The organism is Micromonospora sp. DH14, assembly GCF_029809455.1.
Taxonomy (GTDB): Bacteria; Actinomycetota; Actinomycetes; order Mycobacteriales; family Micromonosporaceae; genus Micromonospora; species Micromonospora parva.
In genome coordinates, this window is record NZ_JARVKT010000008.1 from 240276 (window position 1) to 261409 (window position 21134).

At 71.5% G+C, this 21134-nt stretch carries 17 protein-coding genes; 9 read left to right on the forward strand and 8 right to left on the reverse strand.

Annotated elements, in window-relative coordinates:
• Positions 1–48: 48 nt before the first annotated feature.
• Genes QCZ28_RS13855 through QCZ28_RS13870 form a run of 4 tightly spaced genes read right to left on the reverse strand, consistent with a single transcriptional unit; the run spans position 49 to position 3461 of the window.
• A complete protein-coding gene (locus QCZ28_RS13855; RefSeq protein WP_279517025.1) occupies positions 49–1029 on the reverse strand; it encodes an amino acid ABC transporter permease in 981 nt (326 codons plus the stop codon).
• The gene (locus tag QCZ28_RS13860; RefSeq protein ID WP_279517026.1) at positions 1026–1733 is read right to left on the reverse strand and encodes an amino acid ABC transporter permease; all 708 of its coding nucleotides are present in this window, start codon (positions 1731–1733) and stop codon (positions 1026–1028) included. Before QCZ28_RS13860 ends, QCZ28_RS13855 begins: the two co-directional genes overlap by 4 nt.
• A 36-nt stretch (positions 1734–1769) precedes the next feature.
• Positions 1770–2648: a glutamate ABC transporter substrate-binding protein gene (locus QCZ28_RS13865; RefSeq protein WP_279517027.1), complete on the reverse strand. Its 879-nt coding sequence runs from the start codon at positions 2646–2648 to the stop codon at positions 1770–1772.
• A gap of 57 nt (positions 2649–2705) precedes the next feature.
• Positions 2706–3461: an amino acid ABC transporter ATP-binding protein gene (locus tag QCZ28_RS13870; RefSeq protein WP_030336767.1), complete on the reverse strand. Its 756-nt coding sequence runs from the start codon at positions 3459–3461 to the stop codon at positions 2706–2708.
• A gap of 194 nt (positions 3462–3655) precedes the next feature.
• On the opposite strand from QCZ28_RS13870, the gene selD reads away from it, so the two are divergent.
• Both selD and QCZ28_RS13880 read left to right on the forward strand, forming a co-directional pair.
• Positions 3656–4645, forward strand: coding sequence for a selenide, water dikinase SelD (gene selD / locus QCZ28_RS13875; protein WP_279517028.1), 990 nt, complete (start codon positions 3656–3658; stop codon positions 4643–4645).
• A gap of 212 nt (positions 4646–4857) precedes the next feature.
• A complete protein-coding gene (locus QCZ28_RS13880) occupies positions 4858–5337 on the forward strand; it encodes a hypothetical protein (protein ID WP_030336763.1) in 480 nt (159 codons plus the stop codon).
• Between the two features lie 48 nt (positions 5338–5385).
• Here QCZ28_RS13880 and QCZ28_RS13885 read toward each other — a convergent pair whose 3' ends face one another.
• On the reverse strand, positions 5386–5634 hold the full coding sequence (locus QCZ28_RS13885; RefSeq protein ID WP_279517029.1) for a DUF2277 family protein: 249 nt from the start codon (positions 5632–5634) through the stop codon (positions 5386–5388).
• 163 nt (positions 5635–5797) lie between these two features.
• On the opposite strand from QCZ28_RS13885, the gene QCZ28_RS13890 reads away from it, so the two are divergent.
• From QCZ28_RS13890 to fxsT, 6 genes are all read left to right on the forward strand, one after another.
• Positions 5798–5986: a hypothetical protein gene (locus QCZ28_RS13890; RefSeq protein ID WP_030336759.1), complete on the forward strand. Its 189-nt coding sequence runs from the start codon at positions 5798–5800 to the stop codon at positions 5984–5986.
• A gap of 63 nt (positions 5987–6049) precedes the next feature.
• Complete coding sequence (locus QCZ28_RS13895; protein ID WP_279517030.1) at positions 6050–8326, forward strand: FxsB family cyclophane-forming radical SAM/SPASM peptide maturase; 2277 nt, start codon at positions 6050–6052, stop codon at positions 8324–8326.
• Positions 8310–9134, forward strand: coding sequence for an AAC(3) family N-acetyltransferase (locus QCZ28_RS13900; RefSeq protein ID WP_279517031.1), 825 nt, complete (start codon positions 8310–8312; stop codon positions 9132–9134). The genes QCZ28_RS13895 and QCZ28_RS13900 overlap by 17 nt, the downstream gene beginning before the upstream one ends.
• Before the next feature lie 52 nt (positions 9135–9186).
• Positions 9187–9846, forward strand: a complete 660-nt coding sequence (locus QCZ28_RS13905; protein WP_279517032.1) for a TIR-like protein FxsC — start codon at positions 9187–9189, stop codon at positions 9844–9846.
• On the forward strand, positions 9843–11114 hold the full coding sequence (locus QCZ28_RS13910) for a TIR-like protein FxsC (RefSeq protein WP_279517033.1): 1272 nt from the start codon (positions 9843–9845) through the stop codon (positions 11112–11114). Before QCZ28_RS13905 ends, QCZ28_RS13910 begins: the two co-directional genes overlap by 4 nt.
• A complete protein-coding gene (fxsT, locus tag QCZ28_RS13915) occupies positions 11111–14980 on the forward strand; it encodes an FxSxx-COOH system tetratricopeptide repeat protein (protein WP_279517034.1) in 3870 nt (1289 codons plus the stop codon). The genes QCZ28_RS13910 and fxsT overlap by 4 nt, the downstream gene beginning before the upstream one ends.
• A 50-nt stretch (positions 14981–15030) precedes the next feature.
• On the opposite strand, the gene QCZ28_RS13920 is transcribed toward fxsT, so the two are convergent.
• Entirely contained in the window at positions 15031–15939 is a 909-nt protein-coding gene (locus QCZ28_RS13920; RefSeq protein WP_279517035.1) for an alpha/beta hydrolase, read from the reverse strand.
• A gap of 220 nt (positions 15940–16159) precedes the next feature.
• Here QCZ28_RS13920 and miaB point away from each other — a divergent pair, with 220 nt between their 5' ends.
• Positions 16160–17653, forward strand: a complete 1494-nt coding sequence (gene miaB / locus QCZ28_RS13925) for a tRNA (N6-isopentenyl adenosine(37)-C2)-methylthiotransferase MiaB (RefSeq protein ID WP_279517036.1) — start codon at positions 16160–16162, stop codon at positions 17651–17653.
• A gap of 39 nt (positions 17654–17692) precedes the next feature.
• Here miaB and QCZ28_RS13930 read toward each other — a convergent pair whose 3' ends face one another.
• A complete protein-coding gene (locus tag QCZ28_RS13930; protein ID WP_279517037.1) occupies positions 17693–19039 on the reverse strand; it encodes a cellulose binding domain-containing protein in 1347 nt (448 codons plus the stop codon).
• Between the two features lie 238 nt (positions 19040–19277).
• Positions 19278–20864: a cellulase family glycosylhydrolase gene (locus QCZ28_RS13935; RefSeq protein WP_279517038.1), complete on the reverse strand. Its 1587-nt coding sequence runs from the start codon at positions 20862–20864 to the stop codon at positions 19278–19280.
• Between the last annotated feature and the right edge of the window lie 270 nt (positions 20865–21134).

The following is a 21134-nucleotide window of genomic DNA, read 5'->3' on the forward strand; positions in this document are numbered from 1 at the left end:
CGAGCAGTTCGGGGCGGCCTTCGGGCCTTCTGGTCGGTGTGACGTGGCTCAGACGCCCCCGCCGCCTCCGCCCGCGCCCTCGGCCTGGGACATCAGGGCCGCTGGCGGCGGGTTCTGCGCCGGGGTGTTCGCGGTCTTGCGACCCTGGGCGAGCCACCGCTGGACGTACTGGGCGAGCTTCGACAGCGAGTAGTTCACCACGATGAAGAGCACGGCGATCACGACGTAGACCTGGATGGGGTTGCCCAGTGCGCCGATGATCTGCTTGCCGATGTTCAGGGTCTCCTCGTAGCTGATGATGAAGCCGAGTGAGGTGTCCTTCAGCACCACCACCAGCTGACTGATCAGCGCCGGCAGCATGATCCGGAAGGCCTGCGGCAACAGGATCATCCGGGTGCTCTGCGCCGGGGACAGCCCGATGGCGGAGGCGGCTTCCGCCTGGCCGCCCGGCAGACCTTCCATGCCCGAGCGGAGGATCTCGCCGATCACCACGGAGTTGTAGATGGTGAGGCCGATGACCAGGTACCAGAGGTTGTCGAAGTAGATGCCGAACTCGGGAAAGCCGCGGGCCACGAAGAAGATGGTGATCACCACCGGCAGGCCGCGGAACACCTCGACGCAGACCCGGGTGACCGCCGAGAGCAGCATGCTCAGCCCACGCAGCAGGTACGCCAGCGGCGCGGCGAGACCGGTGAACTTGCGACCGGTCAGGCTCTTGAGCTGGATCCGTAGCACCGCCAGCAGGGTGCCGACGACCAGCGAGGCCACGATGGCCATCGCCGCCGCGATCAGTGTGTTCTTGAAGCCGAGGCCGATCCGCTCCCAGACCAGGGAGAAGTTCTCGTTGGAGGGGTCGATCAGCGGCCCCCACAGCTCCATCGACAACTGGCCCTTCTCGTCCAGCGGCCGGTAGATCAGGAAGTAGGCCCCGACGAGCAGGACCAGCCCGGCGACGAGGCTGCTGATCAGCGTGATCCGCCGCTGCCGGGGCCCGGGAACGTCGTAGAGGACGCTGGTCTGCTGAGTCATCGGGCCACCGCCTGTCGCTTCTCGATCCGGTCCAGCAGGGTGCCGAGCGGCACGGTCATGATCAGGTAACCGATCGAGATGCCGATGGCGACCGGGACGAAGGCGTAGCCCTCAGCCCCGGTGAGCTGATCGGCCGTGGCCGACAGGTCACCGGCAACCCCGAAGAAGCCGGCCAGCGCGGAGTTCTTGATCATTGCGATGATCACCGAGCCGAGCGGGACGATCGAGGCCTGCCAGGACTGGGGCAGCACCACGTAGCGCAGGTTCTGCCCGAAGGTCAGCCCCAACGACCGGGCCGCCTCGGCCTGGCCGGAGGGCACCGCGTTGACCCCGGACCGAAGCGCCTCGCAGACGAACGCGGCGGTGTACAGCACGAGGGCGATCAGGGCGAAGCGGAAGTACGGCAGATCGGTGCCGAGCCGGGTGAACAACGAGTCGATCACCGGGATGCGGAGGAAGTCCGCGTTGGAGCCGAGCGCCGGCAGGCCGAACGCGGCGAAGAACATCACCACGGTCAGCGGCATGTTGCGGAAGACGTTCACGTAGCTGGTGCCGAGCGCGCGCAGCGGCGGCACCGGCGAGATGCGGAGCACCGCCACGATGGCGCCCAGGATGAGGGCGCCGATCGCGGCGAGGAAGCAGATCTGGAGGGTGAGCCAGAAACCACCCGCAAAGACGTCGAACTTGTCGATGAGCACGTTCACGGGTCGGTGTTCCTCCCCACCCTCCAGGTCGAAGGATCAGTAGCGGTTGATGGTGGGCGCCGAGCCCAGTTCCGCGCCGAACTTACCGGCGGTGTCGTCCCAGGCCTTCTTCCAGCTGCCGTCGGCGACAGCCTTGTCCAGGGTGTCGTTGATGAAGCTGCGGAAGTCCGCGTCCTCCTTCTTCACGCCGATGCCGTACGGCTCCTTGGTGAAGTTGCTGCCGGCCAGCTTGAAGGAGGCCTCGTCCTTGGCGATGTAGCCGAGCAGGATCACGTTGTCGGTGGTCACGGCGTCGACCTGGCCGCCCTTGAGGGCGTCACGGCACTTGTCGTACGTGTCGAAGGGCACCACCTGGGTGGCGACGTCCTTGACGTACTTCTTGATCTCCTCGAGCGGCGTCGAGCCGGTGGCCGAGCAGACCTTCTTGGTGCCGTCCTTGAACGAGTCCGGGCCGGTGATCGTGGTGTCGTCCTTCTTCACCATGATGTTCTGGCCAGCCTCGTAGTACGGCCCGGCGAAGGCGATGCGCTCCTTGCGCTTGTCGTTGATCGTGTAGGTCGCGGCGACCAGGTCGACGGTGCCGTTGACGATCACGTCCTCACGGACCTTCGAGGGGGCCTCGACCCACTCGATCTTGTCCTCGGGGATGCCGAGCTCCTTGACGATGATCTTGGCGATCTCGACGTCGAAGCCCTCCGGCTTGCCGGAGAGGCCCTTCAGGCCGAAGCCGGGCTGGTCGAACTTGGTGCCGACCTTGATCTTCTGGGCCTTGTTCAGCTTCTCCATGGTGGTGCCGGCGGTGAAGGACTTGCTGCCAGCGCCGGTGCCCTCCCCGCCGTCATCGCCACCACAGGCGGTGAGGCCGAGCGCCAGGGCGGCGACCGCGGCAACTGCCGCAACGCGCGTGATACGCATACTTTTCTCCTTCTTCAACGGAGCCCGCCGGGGTGCGGCACGCTCCACAACGGACGCCTAGTGCGTGAGGATCTTGGAGAGGAAGTCTCGGGCCCGCTCGCTGCGCGGGTTGGCGAAGAATTCCGCTGGTGGGGCGTCCTCGACCAGCTGCCCGTCAGCCATGAAGATGACCCGGTTCGCCGCGTGCCGGGCGAAGCCCATCTCGTGGGTGACCACGACCATCGTCATGCCGTCGCTGGCCAGCGAGGTCATCACGTCGAGTACCTCGCCGACCATCTCCGGGTCCAGCGCCGAGGTCGGCTCGTCGAAGAGCATCGCCTTGGGCTGCATGGCCAGGGCCCGGGCGATGGCCACCCGCTGCTGCTGCCCGCCGGAGAGCTGAGCCGGGAACTTGTCCGCCTGGTTGGCGATGCCGACCCGGTCGAGCAGGGCCAGGCCCCGCTCGCGCGCGGCAGCCGGCTTCTCCTTGCGGACCTTGATCGGGCCGAGGGTGACGTTCTCCAGGATGGTCTTGTGGGCGAAGAGGTTGAAGGACTGGAACACCATGCCCACCTCGCTGCGCAGCTTCGCGAGGGGCTTGCCCTCGGCCGGCAGCGGCTGACCGTCGAAGGTGATGGTGCCCGAGTTGATCGGTTCCAGTCGGTTGATCGTGCGGCACAGCGTCGACTTGCCGGAGCCGGACGGGCCGATCACCACGACCACCTCGCCGCGACCCACCGACAGCGAGACGTCGTCCAGCACGTGCAGCGGCCCGAACCACTTGTTGACCGCGTCCAGCACGATGAGCGGTTCGCCCGTCGTCACGTCGTTCACCGTCCCTGTCGTCTCCCGGAGCGGGGTCGGTTGACCCCCGGTGCGGCCACTGTAGGCGGCGTGATGTGGCAGAACGCAACCCAGCGGGTCACGGAGCGGTAACACCGGTCACGATCGTTCTCGGGCGTCCGATTTTGGTCACCGGCTGGGTGGTGCCGGTGGCGATCGTGGCGCGTTGTCGAGATCATGGGGGGATGACCGAACCCGTACGGTTGACCACGTACGCCCGCGGCGGTGGCTGCGCCTGCAAGATTCCCCCGGGTGAGCTGGAGATCATGGTGGCCGGTCTCGGCCCGGCGAGCGGCACCGCCGAGTTGCTGGTCGGGTTGGACCACGGCGACGACGCGGCGGTGGTGCGCCTGGATGAGCGGACCGGCCTCGTCAGCACCGCCGACTTCTTCACCCCGGTGGTCGACGACGCGTACGACTGGGGTCGGATCGCCGCGGCCAACGCGCTCTCCGACGTGTACGCGATGGGCGGCACCCCGCTGGTCGCGCTCAACCTGCTCTGCTGGCCGCGTGACGTGCTCCCGTTGGAGTTGGCCCGTGAGGTGCTGCGCGGCGGCCAGGACGTGGCGCGGGAGGCCGGCTGTCACCTGGCCGGCGGGCACAGCGTGGACGACGACGGCCCGAAGTACGGTCTCGCGGTCACCGGCACGGTCCGGCCGGAGGAGCTGATCACCCTCGACGCCGGGCGGGCCGGTGTGCCGTTGTCGCTGACCAAGCCGCTCGGCGTGGGCGTGCTGAACACCCGGCACAAGGCGACCGGGGAGAGCTTCCCGGAGGCGGTGGCCTCGATGAGCGCGCTCAACCGGGACGCGGCCCGCGCGGCGGTCGCCGCCGGTATCCGCTGCGGCACCGACGTGACCGGGTTCGGGCTGCTCGGGCATGCCTCGAAGCTGGCCCGGGCCAGCCGGCTCACGGTGGCCATCGACACCGCCCGGGTGCCCTATCTGGCCGGTGCGCGCGAGGCGCTGCGCGACGGGTTCGTCAGCGGCGGCAGCCGGCGGAACCTGGACTGGGTGACCCCGTGGACCGACTTCGGTGCGGCGGACGAGGCGGAGCGGCTGTTGCTGGCCGACGCGCAGACCTCGGGTGGCCTGCTGGTCGCCGGTGAGGTGCCCGGCGCTCCCGTGGTGGGTGAGCTGCTGCCCCGGGGGGAACACCTGGTCGTCCTGCGCTGAGCGGGGGACACGCGGCGGCGGTGGTACGGATGGCGCACCATACCCGATAAACTGTCACCTTCCCGCTACTCCGAGCAATGCCGCTCAGGGAAATTTTGCCCGGAATGGTCACAGACCGGTAACTTGCCCCCGGCTGGGGTCAAATGCCCCCCACCATCGTGAGTAAGGCCCGATCCGGAGGCCGGTGGGGACGAACGCAGCGAGGAGGCGGAATGACCGAGCTGTGGAACTGGAGAATCGACGGGGCTCAGCCCGTGGAGGTCTACCCGGCGCTGGCCGAGGCGCTTGGCCGGGTGGTGATGCCGTTGGCGGTGGCCGACCCGGCGCGGTTGCCGACGTACGCGGTGGTGTGTGACGTCTGGCAGGCGCCGGGCGAGTTCGCGACGGTGGTGGACTGCTACGGGGTGCCCGAGCAGCTCTCCGAGCACGCGGGCATCGCGGCGCTGGCCCGACTGCTGGGCCGCAACTGCCTGTTGCGCGACGACACGCTCGACGCGGGCCGGCACCTGCTCGTCGCCCCGGACGGCACGGTCCGTCCGGTGCACTTCGACGTGCGGGACACCGACGACGGTGAGGTGCTCAGCAAGATGCGGCTCTGCTCGCTCGGCGACCCGGGATGCCGGGGCTGGTCGCAGTGCCACCGTTCGCGCTGGGCGCCGGACACCGTCGCCCCGGCACTCGCCGCGGCCTGACCCTGCCCCGGGTCAGGCCCGGCCGGGTGCCGTGCCGGTGGGCGGCGATCAGTTGGCGGCGGGGGTCGACCGGTCGGTGACGCCCGCCGCGGCGCCCCGCACCACGAGTTGGTCGAGCAGGGTGCGCGTCGCCCCGGCCACGGCGGCCACCGCGGCGTCGAACGCGGCGGCGTTGTGCGCGGCGGGCGCCCGGAAACCAGAGATCTTCCGGACGTACTGCAACGCCGCCGCCTCGACGTCCGCGTCGGTCACCTGCGGGGTGAACGGTTCACGCAGCGTCTTGATGCTCCGGCACATGTGAGCTCCTCCTTCGTCCACCGCGGTCTACCACTCGCCGTGCCGACGATGGTACCGACGGTGACACTGGGTCGATATTTGTCTATCCTGGTCACGGACCAGAGCCGTTCGAGCCACAGCCGCCGCTCGCGCTCCCAGCGCCCCGGGCCCCCGGAGACTCATTGTGGACCATGCCCCCGCCCGCCCCACCCGTCCCGACCTAGACGATCTCACCCGTAGCCTGCACACCCCGCTGGAACGGATCACTGTCGAGCACGCCGATCTGGTTGAGGCGGTGCGCAGGCGCGTCGTCACTACCGGCTCCGTGCCGTCCGGGGTCGTCGCCGTCGCCGCCTTCAACTCGTCCATCTGAGCGATGGTCTGCCGGTGCGGTCCACCCGGAGTGGGTGGATCCTGCCGGCGGATCAGCCAGTTCGTGCTGAAGGTGCACAGCCGGTGTGACCTCAGCTGCGACCACTGCTACATCTACCAGCACGCCGACCAGACCTGGCGTGGCCGCCCGGCGCGAATGCCGCCGGCCACGGTCCGGCGCGCCGCACGGCGCATCGCCGAGCACGCCCGCGAGCACGGGGTGCCGGTCGTGCACGTGGTGCTGCACGGGGGTGAGCCGCTGCTGTTGGGCGCCGCCGGGTTGCGCGAGGTGCTGGCCGAGCTGCGCACGGCGATCACCCCCTGGGCCCGGCTGGACCTGCGCCTGCAGACCAACGGCGTGTTGCTCGACGAGGAGCTGTGCCGGCTCTTCGTCGAGTACGACGTGCGGGTCGGGGTGTCGTTCGACGGTGACCGTGCCGCCAACGACCGGCACCGGGTCTTCGCCCACGGTGGCAGCAGCCACGACCTGGTCCGGCGGGCACTGGCCCTGCTCCGGCGGCCGGAACACCGCGCCAGCTACGCCGGCATCCTCTGCACCGTCGACGTCCGCAACGATCCCGACCGGGTGTACGAGGCGCTGCTGGCCGAGCGCCCGCCCCGGGTCGACCTGCTGCTGCCACACGCCACCTGGGACCACCCCCCGCTTCGCCCCGGGCCCGACCCCACCCCGTACGCGCGGTGGCTGGGGCGGATCCACCGACGGTGGGTGGACGACGGGCGGGCGGTGTCGATCCGCATGTTCGAGGCGCTGCGCCCCGGTGGCGGCGGCACCGAGGCGTTCGGTCTCGCGCCGGCCGACGTGCTGGTCATCGAGACGGACGGCGCCTGGGAGCAGGTCGACTCGCTGAAGACCGCGTACCACGGCGCAGCCGGCACCGGGCTCGACGTGTTCGACCATCCGGTGGACGAGGTCGTGCGGCATCCCGGGGTCGCGGTCCGGCAGGACGGCGTCGACGGGCTCTGCGCGACCTGCCGGGCCTGCCCGGTGGTCGACAGGTGCGGCGGCGGCCTGTACGCCCACCGCTGGCGCACCGGCTCCGGCTTCGACAACCCCTCGGTGTACTGCCCCGACCTGCTCGCCCTGATCGACGCGGTGGACGCCCACCCGCCGCCCACCCCGCCCGCGTCGGGCGAATGGTCCGCCACCGCGCCCGTCGACGAGCTGCTCGACGACCTGGCCACCGGGCACGGGTCGACGTCGACGCTCGCGCTGCTCGCCGCCACCCAGCTCTCCATCACCCGGGCGCTGTTGGCGGCCTGCCGGGAGCGGTTCGGCAGCACTGCCGCCTGGGACCTGCTCGTGCACCTCGACCAGGCGGCCCCGGACGCCGTCCAGGCGGTCCTGGCGCACCCCTTCGTCCGGCCCGCGCTGGTGCACCGCCTCGACCCGGCGGCCCTGCCCGGCCTCGGCGTGGCACTCGACCCACTGCCGGCCCTCGCCGTCGCGGCGGCCCTGCGGGCCGGCGTCCCGGCCACGGTGCGCGTCCCGCTGCGGGCCGGCGCGATCACGGTGCCCACGCTCGGCGACCTGGTGCTGCCCGGCCCGGGGGAGAGCGCCGAGGTGACCGTCGGGCCCGGCGGGTTCCAGGCCCGGGTCGGGTCGGTCGAGCGGACGGTGTCCCTCGATCCGCTGGCGCCGCCGACGACCGGTTGGCTGCCGACCCGCGACGTGCCGGTGCCCGGCGGCCGGTTGCTCCTTGAGGACGGTGACCCGTACCGCGACTGCTACGGCCAGCCGGTGGAACCTCGCCTGGAGGCTCCGGCCGCGCGGGCGTTGGGCCGTACCCTGACCGACGCCTGGCGGGTCGTGCAGCGGGACGTGCCGGCGCACGCGGCGGCGCTCGACGGCGGTCTGCGTGCCGTCGTTCCGCTGGCCCCCGACCCGGCGCGACCGCTGCGCAGCGCGACCGCCCGGCACGCGTTCGGCGCGGTCGCCGTCACCCCGCATCCCGACCCGGAGACGATGGCGGTGCTGCTCGTGCACGAGTGGCAGCACGCGAAGCTGGGCGCGGTGCTCGACCTGTACGACCTTGTCGAACCCGGCCAGGGCACCCGGATCCGGGTGCCCTGGCGCCCTGACCCGCGACCACCGGAGGGCGTCCTGCAGGGCGTGTACGCCCACCTCGCCGTCACCCAGGTCTGGCGGTCCCGGGCGGACACCGACGATCCGGACGCGTCGGCGCACGCGGCCCACTTCCGGGCGTGGACCCGGGACGGCGTCGAGGCGCTGCTGGCCAGCCGGTCGCTCACGGCGGCGGGCGAGCGGTTCGTCGGCCAGCTGCGCCACGCGCTGGAGGAGACCCGTGTCGGGTCCGGATGAGCAGCCATCGCCCCGCCTGGGCCGCTCCCGCCTCGCCGACGACCTGCGGGCGCTGGGCGTACGCCCGGGGGTGTGCCTGCTGGTGCACTGTGGCCTGCGGCGGGTGGGCCCGCTGGAGCGCGGCCCCGCGACCCTCGCCGGCGCGCTGCGCGACGTCCTCGGCCCGGCCGGGACGCTGCTGGTGCCCACCCAGACCGACGGCAACTCGACCACCTCCCGCGCCCACCTGGCGGCCACCGCGGGCATGGACCGGGCGCAGCGCGAGCGGTACGAGGCGGCGTTGCCGGGCTGGGACCGGCGGACCACCCCCTCGCAACGGATGGGTGTGCTCGCCGAGTACGTCCGGTGCACCCCCGGGGCCGTGCGCAGCGACCATCCGCAGACCTCGTTCGCCGCGCTCGGCCCCCGGGCCCGGCAGCTCACCGACGGTCACGACCTCACCTGCCACCTGGGGGAACGCTCACCGATCGGCGGCCTCTACGCGGCGGACGGGCAGATCCTGCTGCTCGGCCTCGGCTACGAGGCGTGCAGCGCCCTGCACCTGGCCGAGTACCGGCTGCCGGTGCCGCCGCCCGAGCGCGACTACCACTGTTTCCGGCTCGTCGACGGGCAGCGGGTCCGCCTCGACTTCCGGGCTCTCGACCTGGACGACCGGGACTTCCCGAAGGTGGGTGCCGCGCTCGACGGGACGCCGTTGGTGCGCCACGGTCGGGTGGGGCGGGCCGACGCCCGTCTGCTGCCGGCGCGGGCCGCTGTCGACTTCGCGACTGTCTGGTTCGCCGCGAACCGGTTGGCGGTGCGGCGTTGACGCGGGGACTACGCTGATGTTCCGGCCGCGTGGGGAGGGCGGAGGGGCAGCGGTGAGCACAGTGGACGCACCCTCCGGAGCGCGCGCCCCGCTCTTCTTCATCAGCTATTCGCGGGCGCCGGTCGGCCGGGCCACCGGCAAACCCGCCGAGTACGTCTCCCGTTTCTTCGAGGACCTCTCCGTCCACGTCAGCGAGCTGGTCGGCCCGGTGACCGGAGTGGACGCCGGCTTTCTGGACACCTCCATCGCCGGTGGCGAACGCTGGAGCCCGGAGCTGCTGCAGGCCGCCGGCACCTGTCAGGTCTTCGTTCCGTTGGTGTCCAGCGCGCTGCTCGGCAGCGAGTGGTGTGGTCGGGAGTGGGACGCGTTCTCCCGCCGACGGATCACCCCGCGACACAGCTCCGCGTCGGTGCACGAGACGGCGATCGTGCCGGTCACCTGGTCGCCGACGAACGGCACGGCACTGCCTCAGGTGCTCCGCGACATCCAGCGCTTCTCCCCGACCGCGATGCCGGATCCCGACATCGCGGTGCACTACCAGCGGGACGGGGTCTATGGCTTGCTGACCATGCAGTGGGAGAACGCGTACCGGGCGGTGGTCTGGCGGCTCGCGCAGCGGATCGTCGCCATCCACCGGTCCTACCTGGTCGAACCCTGGGTGCCGGCGAGCGTGGACGAGCTGTGCAACCGGTTCGCCGAGGAGCCGGCGTGAGCCCGCCGACGGACCGGCGTCGGTCGGGGGCGCGCGGGACGTACTTCTTCCTGAGCTACGCCCACTCGGCGCCGCCGCCGGGCGCCCGGGCCGACGCCGACGTCTGGGTCGGCCAGTTCTTCGCCGATCTGACCGACGAGGTGCGGCGTCAGGCACGACCGGTCGCCGGGATGCGGATCGGCTTCTTCGACCAGCACATCCCGTTGGGCGCCGACTGGAAGGCCGCGCTCGCCGAGGCGCTCGGTGACGCCGAGGTCTTCGTCCCGCTCTACTCACCCGGCTACTTCAGCCGCCCCTGGGCACTGGGGGAGCAGGAGTCCTTCCGGGCCCGGCTGGCCGCCGCCGGCCCGGCCCGGCTCACCGCCGGGCACCTCACCCCGGTGCTGTGGATCCCGTTCCCCCCGTGGGAGGCCCACCCGGAGCTGGACGGCGCCCTCGACCTGGGCCGCGACGTCCCGGAGTACGCCGCCGACGGCCTGCGCGCGTTCTGCATGCTGGCCTCCTACCGGACCCAGTACGAGCTGCTGCTGAGCCGGCTGGCGAGCCGGATCGTGCACACCGCCGAGCGGCGACCGATGGGCCCGTCCCGAGCGCCCGGCCTGGACGAGGTGGTCCGCCCGGCGCCGACCGACCCGGACTTCGTCGTCGCCGTCCTGGCCCCGACCCGGGACCGGCTGCCGACCGATCGCGACCCCGCCGGCTACGCCGCCAGCGGCCGGCTCTGGCGGCCGTACGGGCGCAGTCAGCAGCTGCCCGCCGCCGAGTACGCGGCCAGCACCGCCGAGCGGCTCGGGCTGTCGGCCCGGACGGAGGACTTCGCGCAGGCCTCGGCGCTGCTCGATCGGCGACCGGCGGTGCTGCTCGTCGACCCGTGGATCGCGGCGGCCCCGGACGCGGCCAGGGTCCTCGCCCGGATGGTGCACGGCCTGCGGGAGTGGGTCGTTCCGCTGGTGGTCACCGACGACGACGACACGCAGGACGCCACCCACTGGGCCACCGAGGTGACCCAGCTCCTGCAGGACGCCGGTCTGCCCCAGGTGAAGCGCGCCTGCAGCATGCCGGAGTTCGTCGACCTGATGCCGGCGCTGGTCACCGAGGCGCGCCGGCAGTTCCTCAAGCACGGCCCGGTCGTCCCCTTCGAACCACCGCCGGAGCCGGTGCCGCGTCTGCGTGACGGCCTGCCCGCGGCCGGCTCGATCGTGTCGACCGACCCCGCGTCCCCGCCTGATGATCCGGCCCCACCGCGTCCCCACGGAGAAGACCGATGAACAACGATCGCGAAGGCCAGGTCGTCACCTTCTACTCGTTCAAGGGTGGAACGGGCCGGACGATGGCGCTGGCCAACGTCGCCTGGATCCTGGCGGCCAGCGGCCGGCGGGTGCTCGTCGCCGACTGGGACCTCGAGTCGCCGGGTCTGCACCGCTTCTTCCACCCGTTCCTCGACGCCGAGGCGATCCAGGGCACCAGCGGCGTGATCGACATGATCCGCGACTACGAGTGGGAGACCACCCGGGTCAACGAGCGGCCGGACCGCTGGATGGAGCAGTACGCCCGGGTCGGGCGGCACGCCTTCTCGTTGCGGTGGACCTTCCCCGACGGCGGTGGCCTCGACTTCCTCTCCGCCGGCCGGCAGAACAGCGACTACGCCGTCTCGGTGAGCGGCCTGGACTGGGACAACTTCTACAACCGGCTGGGCGGGGCGCAGTTCTTCGAGGCGCTGCGCGCGGACATGAAACGCCAGTACGACTTCACCCTGATCGACAGTCGGACGGGGTTGAGCGACGTCGCCGACATCTGCACCCTGCACCTGCCGGACACCCTTGTCGACTGCTTCACCCTCAGCGACCAGGGCATCGACGGCGCGGCCCGGGTGGCGCACTCGGTCCGGGACCGGTACCGGCGGCGCGACATCCGGGTGCTGCCGGTGCCGATGCGGGTCGACCAGGCGGAGAAGGAGCGGGCCGAGGCGGGTCGCCTGCTGGCCATGCGCCGCTTCGCCGGCCTGCCGGCCGGCATGACCGAGGCGGAACGGCGGCGCTACTGGGCCGCGGTGGAGGTCCCGTACCGGCCGTTCTACGCGTACGAGGAGACCCTCGCCACGTTCGGTGATCCGCCGGGCTCGCCGACGTCGCTGCTGGCCGCGTTCGAGACGTTGACGGGGATCCTCACCGACGGGGCGGTGACCGCGCTGCCGGTGATGGACGAGTCGGTGCGGGAGCGGGGCAAGGCCCGGTTCCGCCGACGCACCGAGGCGATCGACGACCAGATCGTGCTCCGGTACGCGCCGGAGGACGCCATCTGGGCCGAGTGGCTGGAGCGGGTGCTCAGTTCGGCGGGGCTGCGGGTGGTGGAGCCCACGGCCGCCGTCGGGTCCGCCGGTACGCCGGCCCCGCGCACGCTGACGGTCGTCTCGCCGGCCTACGTGGCGACGCCGTCGGGCGGTCTGCCCGACCGCGACACGAGCACCGGCTCCACGGCCCTGGCCGTGTACGTCGCCGACCTGCGCCCGCTGGCGGAGTTCCCGTCGCAGAGTTCCACCAACCTGGTCAACGTGAGCGCGGCGACCGCCGTGGAGCGGGTGTTGCGGCTGGTCGGCCGGCCGGTGCCGTCGTCGGCGGACGGGCCGGCCGGTGGGGCGACCCGTTTCCCCGGCACCGAGCCGTTGATCTTCAACGCGCCCAACCGGAACGCCCGGTTCACCGGCCGGGAGGACGACCTGGCGCGGCTGCGCGCGCAGTTGCAGAGCGGGGGCAGCGCGGTGGTGCTGCCGGTCGCCCTGCAGGGCATGGGTGGCGTCGGCAAGACGCAGGTGGCCCTGGAGTACGTGCACCGGTTCAAAGCCGCGTACGACGTGGTGTGGTGGATCGTGGCGGACCCGCCGCAGTTCGTCGACAGCGCTCTCGCCGACCTCGCCGGTCGCCTCGGCATCCTCGTCGGCCCCACCCTGCCCGACACGGTCCGGTCGGTGCTGCAGGTGCTCGGCCGTGGTGAGCCGTACGAGCGGTGGCTCGTCGTGCTGGACAACGCCGAGGAGCTCGACCAGATCGAGCCCTTCCTGCCGCAGGGCCCCGGGCACGTCCTGCTGACCTCCCGCAACCGCGCCTGGGGTGACCGGGCGAACCCGATCCAGGTGGACGTCTTCGACCGCACCGAGAGCGTGGCGCACCTCGCCCAGCGGGTGCCCACGATCAGCGCCGAGGAGGCCGACCGGGTGGCCGAGGCGCTCGGTGACCTGCCGATCGCGGTGGCTGCGGCGGGCGCCTGGCTGGCCGACACCGGCACGTCGGTCGGTGACTACCTGCGGCAGATCGAGCGGCACGGCCCCAGCGCCCTCTCCGTGGAGGCAACCTGGGACCTGTCACTGAACCGGCTGCTCGAACAGGCGCCCGCCGCGTACCGGTTGTTGCAGCTCTGTTCGGTGCTGGCCCCGGAGATCGCCCTCGAACTCATCTACAGCGACGAGATGGCGGCGGCCCTGGTCCCGTTCGACCCGTCGGTGTCGGAGCGGCTCGTGCGTGGCGCCCTGGTCCAGCAGATCAACCGCCTGGCGCTGCTCAAACTCGACGTCCAGGGCGGTCGCGTCCAGGTGCACCGGCTGTTGCAGGCGGTGGTCCGCGACCGGATGACCGAGGACGAGATCACCGCCGCCCGACACCAGGTGCACCTGGTGCTGGCCGCGTCCCGGCCCCGGGGCGACGTGGACGACCCGACCACCTGGGCCCGGTTGCGCATGCTCTGGCCGCACCTGGAGGTCTCCGAGGCGTTGACCTGCCCCGACGAGTCGGTGTGCCAGCTGCTGATCGACCGGGTCCGTTACCTGTGGCAGCGCGGCGGCCTGAACCAGGCCGACGGGTTCAGCCAGGAGGTGGACGACACCTGGATCGCCCGGCTCGGCGACACGCGCGACGAGGCCGAGGCGTCGGCGCTGCACCGACAGTTGCTGCACCTGCGGTTCAACCGGGCGAACATCCTGCGCAGCCTGGGCCGGTTCAACGAGGCCCGGGACCTGGACGAGGCGGTGCTGGCCGACCAGCGCCGGCTGCTGGGCCCCCTGCACCCGCACAGCCTGATGACGGCCGGCAGCCTCGGTGGTGACCTGCGGGCGCTCGGCCGTTACGCCGAGGCCCTGGAACGGGACCGGTCCACCTACGCGTCGTGGTTGCAGGTGTTCGGCGAGGACCACCCCCGGACGTTGAGCGCGGCCAACAACCTCGCCGTCTCGTACCGGCTGGTCGGTGACTACCGGTCGGCCCGTCGGTGGGACGACGAGGTGCATCAGCGGCGGCGGCTGGTGCTCGGCCCCACGCATCCGTACACCCTGGTCTCCGCCCTGCGGCTGGGCAGTGACCTGCGGGAAGCCGGCGAGTACGAGAGGTCGGCCACGCTGCTGCGCACGGTGTACGACACGTACTGCGAGGTGCTCGGCCCGGATGACGGCCAGAGTCTCGCCGCCCAGGTCAACCTGGCGGTGTCGATGCGCAGCTCCGGTCGGGGCAGCGAGGCGGCACCGATGTTCGAGACGGCCTACCGCGAACTCGACGAACGCTTCGGTCCGGACAACCCGGACACGGTGGCGTGCCGGTCGAGTCGCGCGGCGAACCTGTTGGCGGTGGGTGACGCGGCTCGGGCGCTGGCCGAGATGAACGCCGTGCGCGTGGCGTTCGAGGACCAGCTCCGGCTCGGCCCGGAGCACCCGCACGTGCTGGCGACGGTGAGCAACATCTCGGCGGCGGAGCGTGCGCTGGGCCGCAGGTCGGACGCGCTCGCGTCGGCGGCCCGGGCGGTCGGCGAGTTGCGCAAGGTGCTCGGCCCGGACCACCCGCACACCCTCGCGGCGGAGGTCAACCAGGCGGTGTGCCTCGCCGAGGAGGGTGACTGGGAGTCGGCGCGGGACCGGTTGCGGGAGACCGCCGGCCGGCTGGCCACGGTGATCGGTGCGGACCACCCGGACACGCTGCGCTGCCTCGGCGATCTCGCCCTGGTGGCGCGGCGGGCCGGGGACGGCCCGGCCACCGAGGACGTCGGCGTGGTGGCGGACCGGCTGGCCGAGGTGATCGGTGTGGAGCATCCCACCGTGCGGACCCTGCGCGAACGGCGGTTCGTGGTCCGGGTGATCGACCCGCACACCATCTGACCGGGTCGTTGGGCGGGCGGGTCCGGTGTCCGGGCCCGCCGGCCGGGCGTTCAGAGGTGCGGGCTGGTCGCGAGGTCCGGCGTGGCCAGCCAGGCCAGGGTCTGCGGGAGGATCTCCACGGCCCCGAAGTGCGCGGCGCCGGGCTGCACCTGGACCTCGGCGCGGGGGATCCGCGAGGCGAGCCAGTGGGAGTGCTCCACGGGGGAGAAGCGGTCCTGCTCGCCGTGCCAGAGCCGGACCTCCGCGCGGATGGCGCCCAGGTCGAACCCCCAGCCGCGCCGGATCGCCAGGACGTCGTCGATCCATCCCTCCGGGCCGTGGCGCAGCGCCTCGGAGTACATGTCGGTCAGCAGTCGGCGGATCGCCACGTCGTCGACGACCCGGATGTCCTCGTCGGGCAGTTGGGGGCGCAGGAAGTCCAGCAGCGTCATCGGGTCCCGGCGGGCCTCGTCCGCGCGAACCTTCAGGTTGAGCGTCAGCTCGGCCAGGTCCTCGTCGGCCTGCCCGTAGTCCTCGATGTTCGATTCCGCCATGCCCGCGTACCAGTCGAGGTCGGGTGCGCCGGCCGGGGCGAGCCCCACCAGCACGGCGGCCCGGGTGACCCGGTCCGGCAGCAGCGCGGCGCAGGCCAGGGCGTGTGGTCCGCCACCGGATCGGCCCACCACGGCGAACCGGTCGATGCCGAGGTCGTCGGCGATCGCCGCCACGTCGGCGGCGGCGTCGGCCACCCGTCGACCCTCGTGCCGATCGGAGTCGCCGTACCCGGGGCGGTCGTAGCAGACGAGGTGCACGCCGAGGCGGTAGACGACGATGCCGCGGGGTCGGGGGCCGCTGCGGCTGCCCGGGGTGCCGTGCAGCAGGAAGACCGCCGGCCCGTCCGGTGAGCCCGAGGTCTCCACCGCGAGGTGCCGGCCGTCCGGGGTCGTGACGATGCGCTGTGTCGCCTCTTGTCGCGTCACGGTTGGCCTCCCGCGGGTCGTCATGTGCTCCCCCGTGAACGGAGCCGCGCATCGTCGGCGCCGAGTGCAAAGCCCCCGAAATCGCCCAGAACACATCCTTGCTGTGCAGCGTACTGCCCGTCGTGGATGCCCGCTATGGGCCGGCGGGTCAATGCCGGTGGGTTGGGGCACCCGAACGGGCCGCTACCCTGGTAGCCCGAGGGGAAGGGGCACCAAGAGGGTGGCTAGGACCTACAACGTCGTGACGTACGGCTGCCAGATGAACGTGCACGATTCCGAACGGATCTCCGGCCTGCTGGAACAGGCCGGTTACGTGCGCGCCGTGCCGACCGACGACACCCCGGACATCGTCGTCTTCAACACCTGCGCCGTCCGGGAGAACGCTGACAACCGGCTCTACGGCAACCTCGGTCGGCTGCGCCCGGTGAAGGACAAGCACCCCGGGATGCAGATCGCTGTCGGCGGCTGCCTGGCCCAGAAGGACCGCGGCGACATCGTCCGCAAGGCGCCCTGGGTGGACGTGGTCTTCGGCACCCACAACATCGGCGCGCTGCCGGTGCTGCTGGAGCGGGCCCGGCACAACGCCGCCGCCGAGGTGGAGATCCTCGAGTCCCTGGACGTCTTCCCGTCCACGCTGCCCACCCGCCGCGAGTCCACCTACGCCGGCTGGGTGTCGATCTCGGTGGGCTGCAACAACACCTGCACGTTCTGCATCGTGCCCGCGCTGCGCGGCAAGGAGAAGGACCGACGCCCCGGCGACATCCTCTCCGAGGTGCGCGCCCTGGTCGACGAGGGCGTGCTGGAGGTGACCCTGCTCGGGCAGAACGTCAACTCCTACGGTGTCGAGTTCGGCGACCGGTACGCGTTCGGCAAGCTGCTGCGGGCCTGTGGCGACATCGACGGCCTGGAGCGGGTCCGGTTCACCAGCCCGCACCCGAAGGACTTCACCGACGACGTGATCGCCGCGATGGCCGAGACGCCGAACGTGTGCCACTCGCTGCACATGCCGTTGCAGTCCGGCTCCGACGACGTGCTCAAGGCGATGCGCCGGTCCTACCGCTCCGAGCGCTACCTGGGGATCATCGAGAAGGTCCGGGCGGCGATGCCGGACGCGGCGATCACCACCGACATCATCGTCGGCTTCCCCGGTGAGACCGAGGCCGACTTCCAGCGCACCCTGGACGTGGTCCGCGAGGCACGGTTCTCCTCGGCCTTCACCTTCCAGTACTCGAAGCGGCCCGGCACCCCCGCCGCGACAATGGACGACCAGTTGCCCAAGCAGGTCGTGCAGGAGCGCTACGAACGGCTGGTCGCCTGCGTCGAGGAGATCACCTGGGCGGAGAACAAGCGCCTCGTCGGGGAGACCGTCGAGGTGCTGGTGGCGGTCGGCGAGGGCCGTAAGGACGAGCGGACCGGTCGGATGTCCGGTCGGGCCCGCGACGGTCGGCTGGTGCACTTCGCCACCGAGGGCCCCGGCGGGGAGTCCCTCGCTGGTCAGATCCGGCCGGGCGACATCGTGCACACCACCGTCACGTACGCGGCACCGCACCACCTGAACGCCGACGGGGCGCCGGTGGCGCACCGGCGTACCCGGGCCGGCGACGCGGCCGAGGCGGGTCGCTCGCCGCGTACCCCCGGGGTGCTGCTCGGTCTGCCGACGATCGGCGCGCCGCCGGTCGCGCCCGCGCCCACCGCGGGCTGCGCCGCGCACTGACCGCACGGAAGGGCCCCTCGTCGAGGGGCCCTTCCCCGGTCAGACGGTGATCTTGCCGGCGCCGGCGCCCGCCGTCACGATGGACTTGACGTTGCTCGCGGTGTCCAGCTGGTACGGGTACGGGATGCTGGCCACGCTGCCGCCGGCCTGGCCGGTGGGCGAGTTGACGAAGTGGTTGTTGCGGGCGACCAGGCTGCCGGGCCCGGAGTCGCCCTCACCACGGTGGTACGGGTCGTCGACGTTCTCGAAGTAGTTGCCCTCGACGAGCACACCCGCGTTCTCGGTGGATGCGACGCCGTAGCCGCCGTTGGCCCGGTAGTAGTTGTTGTACACGTGCACCGGGTTGCCGAAGCGCACCCGGGGGTTGCGTTGGTTGCTGCCGTCGAACCAGTTGTGGTGGTAGCTGACCCGCAGGTGGCCGACGTCCTGGCCGGCGTTGTCGTCGCTGTGCCCGAGCAGCATGGTCTTGTCGTGGCTGAAGACCCGGTTCCACGAGACGGTGACGAAGTCCGAGCCGCGCTTGATGTCGACCGCGCCGTCGTAGCCGTTGCTGAAGCTGTTGTGGTCGATCCAGATGTTGGTGGCCGACTCCTGCACGTTGATCGCGTCGTCGTTCCAGTTGCGGAAGGTCAGGTTGCGGATGATCACGTTGCGGTCACCGCTGATGTTGAACCCGCAGCCGACGATCGTCGCGCCGTAGTTGCCGAGGATGGTCTTGTTGGACCGGACCCGCAGCATGCCGGAGCAGGTGATGGTCCCGGTCACCCGGATCACCGCGGCGCCGGTGGCGTTCAGCGCGCTGGTCAGGCCCGACGCGTTGCTGACGGTGGTGGTGCCGGCGTTGCCACCGCCGGTGGTGCCGCCGTTCTGGGTGGCCCAGCCGACCAGGGCCGACGGCTGCTGGCCGGGCGGGGGAGTGCTCGACGGTGGCGGGGTGGTCGGCGGTGGGGTGGTCGGTGTGGTGCTGCCGGTGCAGGCGACGTTGTTCAGGGTGAAGCTGCTCGGCGCCGGGTTGCTGGAGTTGTTCCAGCTGGCGTTGAAGCCGAACGTGGCGCTGCCGTTGGTCGCCAGGTTGCCGTTGTAGTCGACGTTGGTCGCGGAGACCTGGCTGCCGCTCTGCGTGGCGGTGGCGCCCCACGCCTGGCTGACCTGCTGACCGGCCCCGTACGACCAGCGCAGCGTCCACCCGGAGATCGGGTCGCCGAGGTTGGTGACGGTGACGTTTCCGGTGAATCCGCCCGGCCACTGGCTGGCGACCGAGTACGCCACCTGGCAGCCGGCGGCCGCCTGGGCGGACACGGAGGTCAGCAGCCCGGCGGTGACGAGGGCGGCGGTCGCTGCGGCCGTGGTGGCGATCAGCGTCGTTCGACGGCGTGCTGTGCGCATGCTGCTTCCTTTCGGTGAGGCGGACGGAGGTGTCGCGACGCCCATGCCCGTGGGCGGCGAGTCTCGGCCGGGACCAGTGGTCCTCGGGCCCGCCAGTGCAGGTTCGTGAAGGAAAGCGGCTCCCGCGCTCGCGCCCACCGACGAAGAGGCAAGCGCTTTCCTGATGAAAGCATAGAAGAACCTTGATGTAAATGGCCGGGACGGCCGATGCGGGTACGCACCGGCCGTCCCGGGTGCTTCAGCAGTTGGTGCCGTTGAGTTTCACGGTGCCCGGCGCGCTGGCCGTGCCGTTGGCGGTGAAGCCCACGGTGACCGACCCGCCCGCCGGCAGCGACGGGGCGTGACTCGGCGCGGCGGCGGTGACCGTCGTGCCGGACTGCGTGACGGTGGCGTTCCAGCCACTGCCCAGCGTCACCCCGGACGGCCAACTCCAGGTGACCGACCACGGGTTCACCGCGCCCGAGCCGGTGTTCTTCACCGTCAACTCACCCTGGAAGCCGCCCTGCCAGGCGTTCACCTGCCGGTACGTGGCCGTGCAGGCGCCGGGCGGCGGGTCCGTCGGGCCACCGGTCGGGCCACCGGTAGGCCCACCCGTGCCACCCGACGGCGCGATCAGGTACGGCTGCAGGATCGCCTGCTTGGCGGTGTTGATAGTGGTCCAGTCGTCCAGCGCGATACCGCCGGTGTCACCCGAGTTCGGGTTCCACGACCAGTAGGTGAAGGACATTCCGGTCACCCCGGTCCCGGTGTACGCCATCAACTTCTCCAACCACACCTTGTCCTTCGGATCGACAAGGGTGCTGCCGAACTCGCCCATCATGATCGGGGCGATGTTCTGCTTGTAGAGGTAACCGAAGTACCTGTCCCAGATGGCCGGCATGTTCGCCGGGTAGTCCGGGGCGTCGAACCAGGTCTGCCGGTACACCGAGGTCGCGTACTCGTGCGGCGAGTAGACCAGCCGGTTCGCCACGTTCAGCCGTACCGGGAACTGCCCCGCCTTCGACAGGTTGCCGCCCCACCAGCCGCAGTCCTCGTCGTTGCTCGGGTCGTTGTCCCAGACGTTGGAGAGACCACCGCTGGGGCAGCTCACCCCCTCGACGAAGATCAACCAGTTGGGCTGGACGCCGAGGATGGCGTTTCCGGCCCGCTCGGCGGCGAGCCGCCAGTCCCGGGTGGTGTCGCCGCAGCCCCAGCACGCGCCGGTGGCCGCCGGGTTGGTGCCCTCCGCGTGCGGCTCGTTGTGCAGGTCGGCGCCGATCACCGTCGGGTTGCCCGCGTACCGCTGGGCGAGCATCTTCCAGTCGTTGACCCAGGTCGCCTCGGAGACCGTCGAGGTGTACCAGAGCGGCGACTGCCCGGCCGCCGTCGGCCGGTGCCGGTCCAGGATGATCCGCATGCCCTTGCTGCCGGCGTAGTCGATCACCTTGTCCAGGATCTGCAACGGCGACAGCCCGATCAGGTCCGGGTTGACGAAGTCGTTGATCCCACTGGCCGTCGCGCCGGGCTTCAGCGCGTCGTTCGAGTACGGCACCCGCAGCGTGTTGTAACCCAGCCGGGCCATCGTGTCGAGCTGCCCCTTCCACGGGTTGTTCGACCACAACCCGTGGAAGGTCTTGTTGTCGGTCTCCATGCCGAACCAGTTGATGCCGGTCAACCGGACCGTGGCACCGGTGCTGTCCACGATCTGGTTGCCGCTGGTGTGCAGATAACCGGTACCGGTGCCAGCGGCAACGGCCGGGCTGGTGCTGGCGGCGGCGATGAACACGCCGGCCGCGACGGTGACGAGCGCGGTGAGCGCGCCGCCGAGAGCTTGGGGACGGAACATTCGAGCTCCACTTCGGAGGTCCGGCGCCGTCCAGTGACGACGCCGGCGGGCGGCCGCGCGCACGTCACGGTCCCTCAGGGGTACGCGGACAGTGCGCGACGGCCCATGTCACGCGGACGTGTCACTCGCGCAGGCTCACCGGCGACCCTCGACGGCGGTTGCTCCGCCTTCGTCGCCCTCGTGCCGGCGGCCCTACCTGACTCCGTCGCTCATTCTGATCAGCCCAGGTCAATGCGTCAACCTGCGCCCCCGCCACGCCCCGCCCCCGCC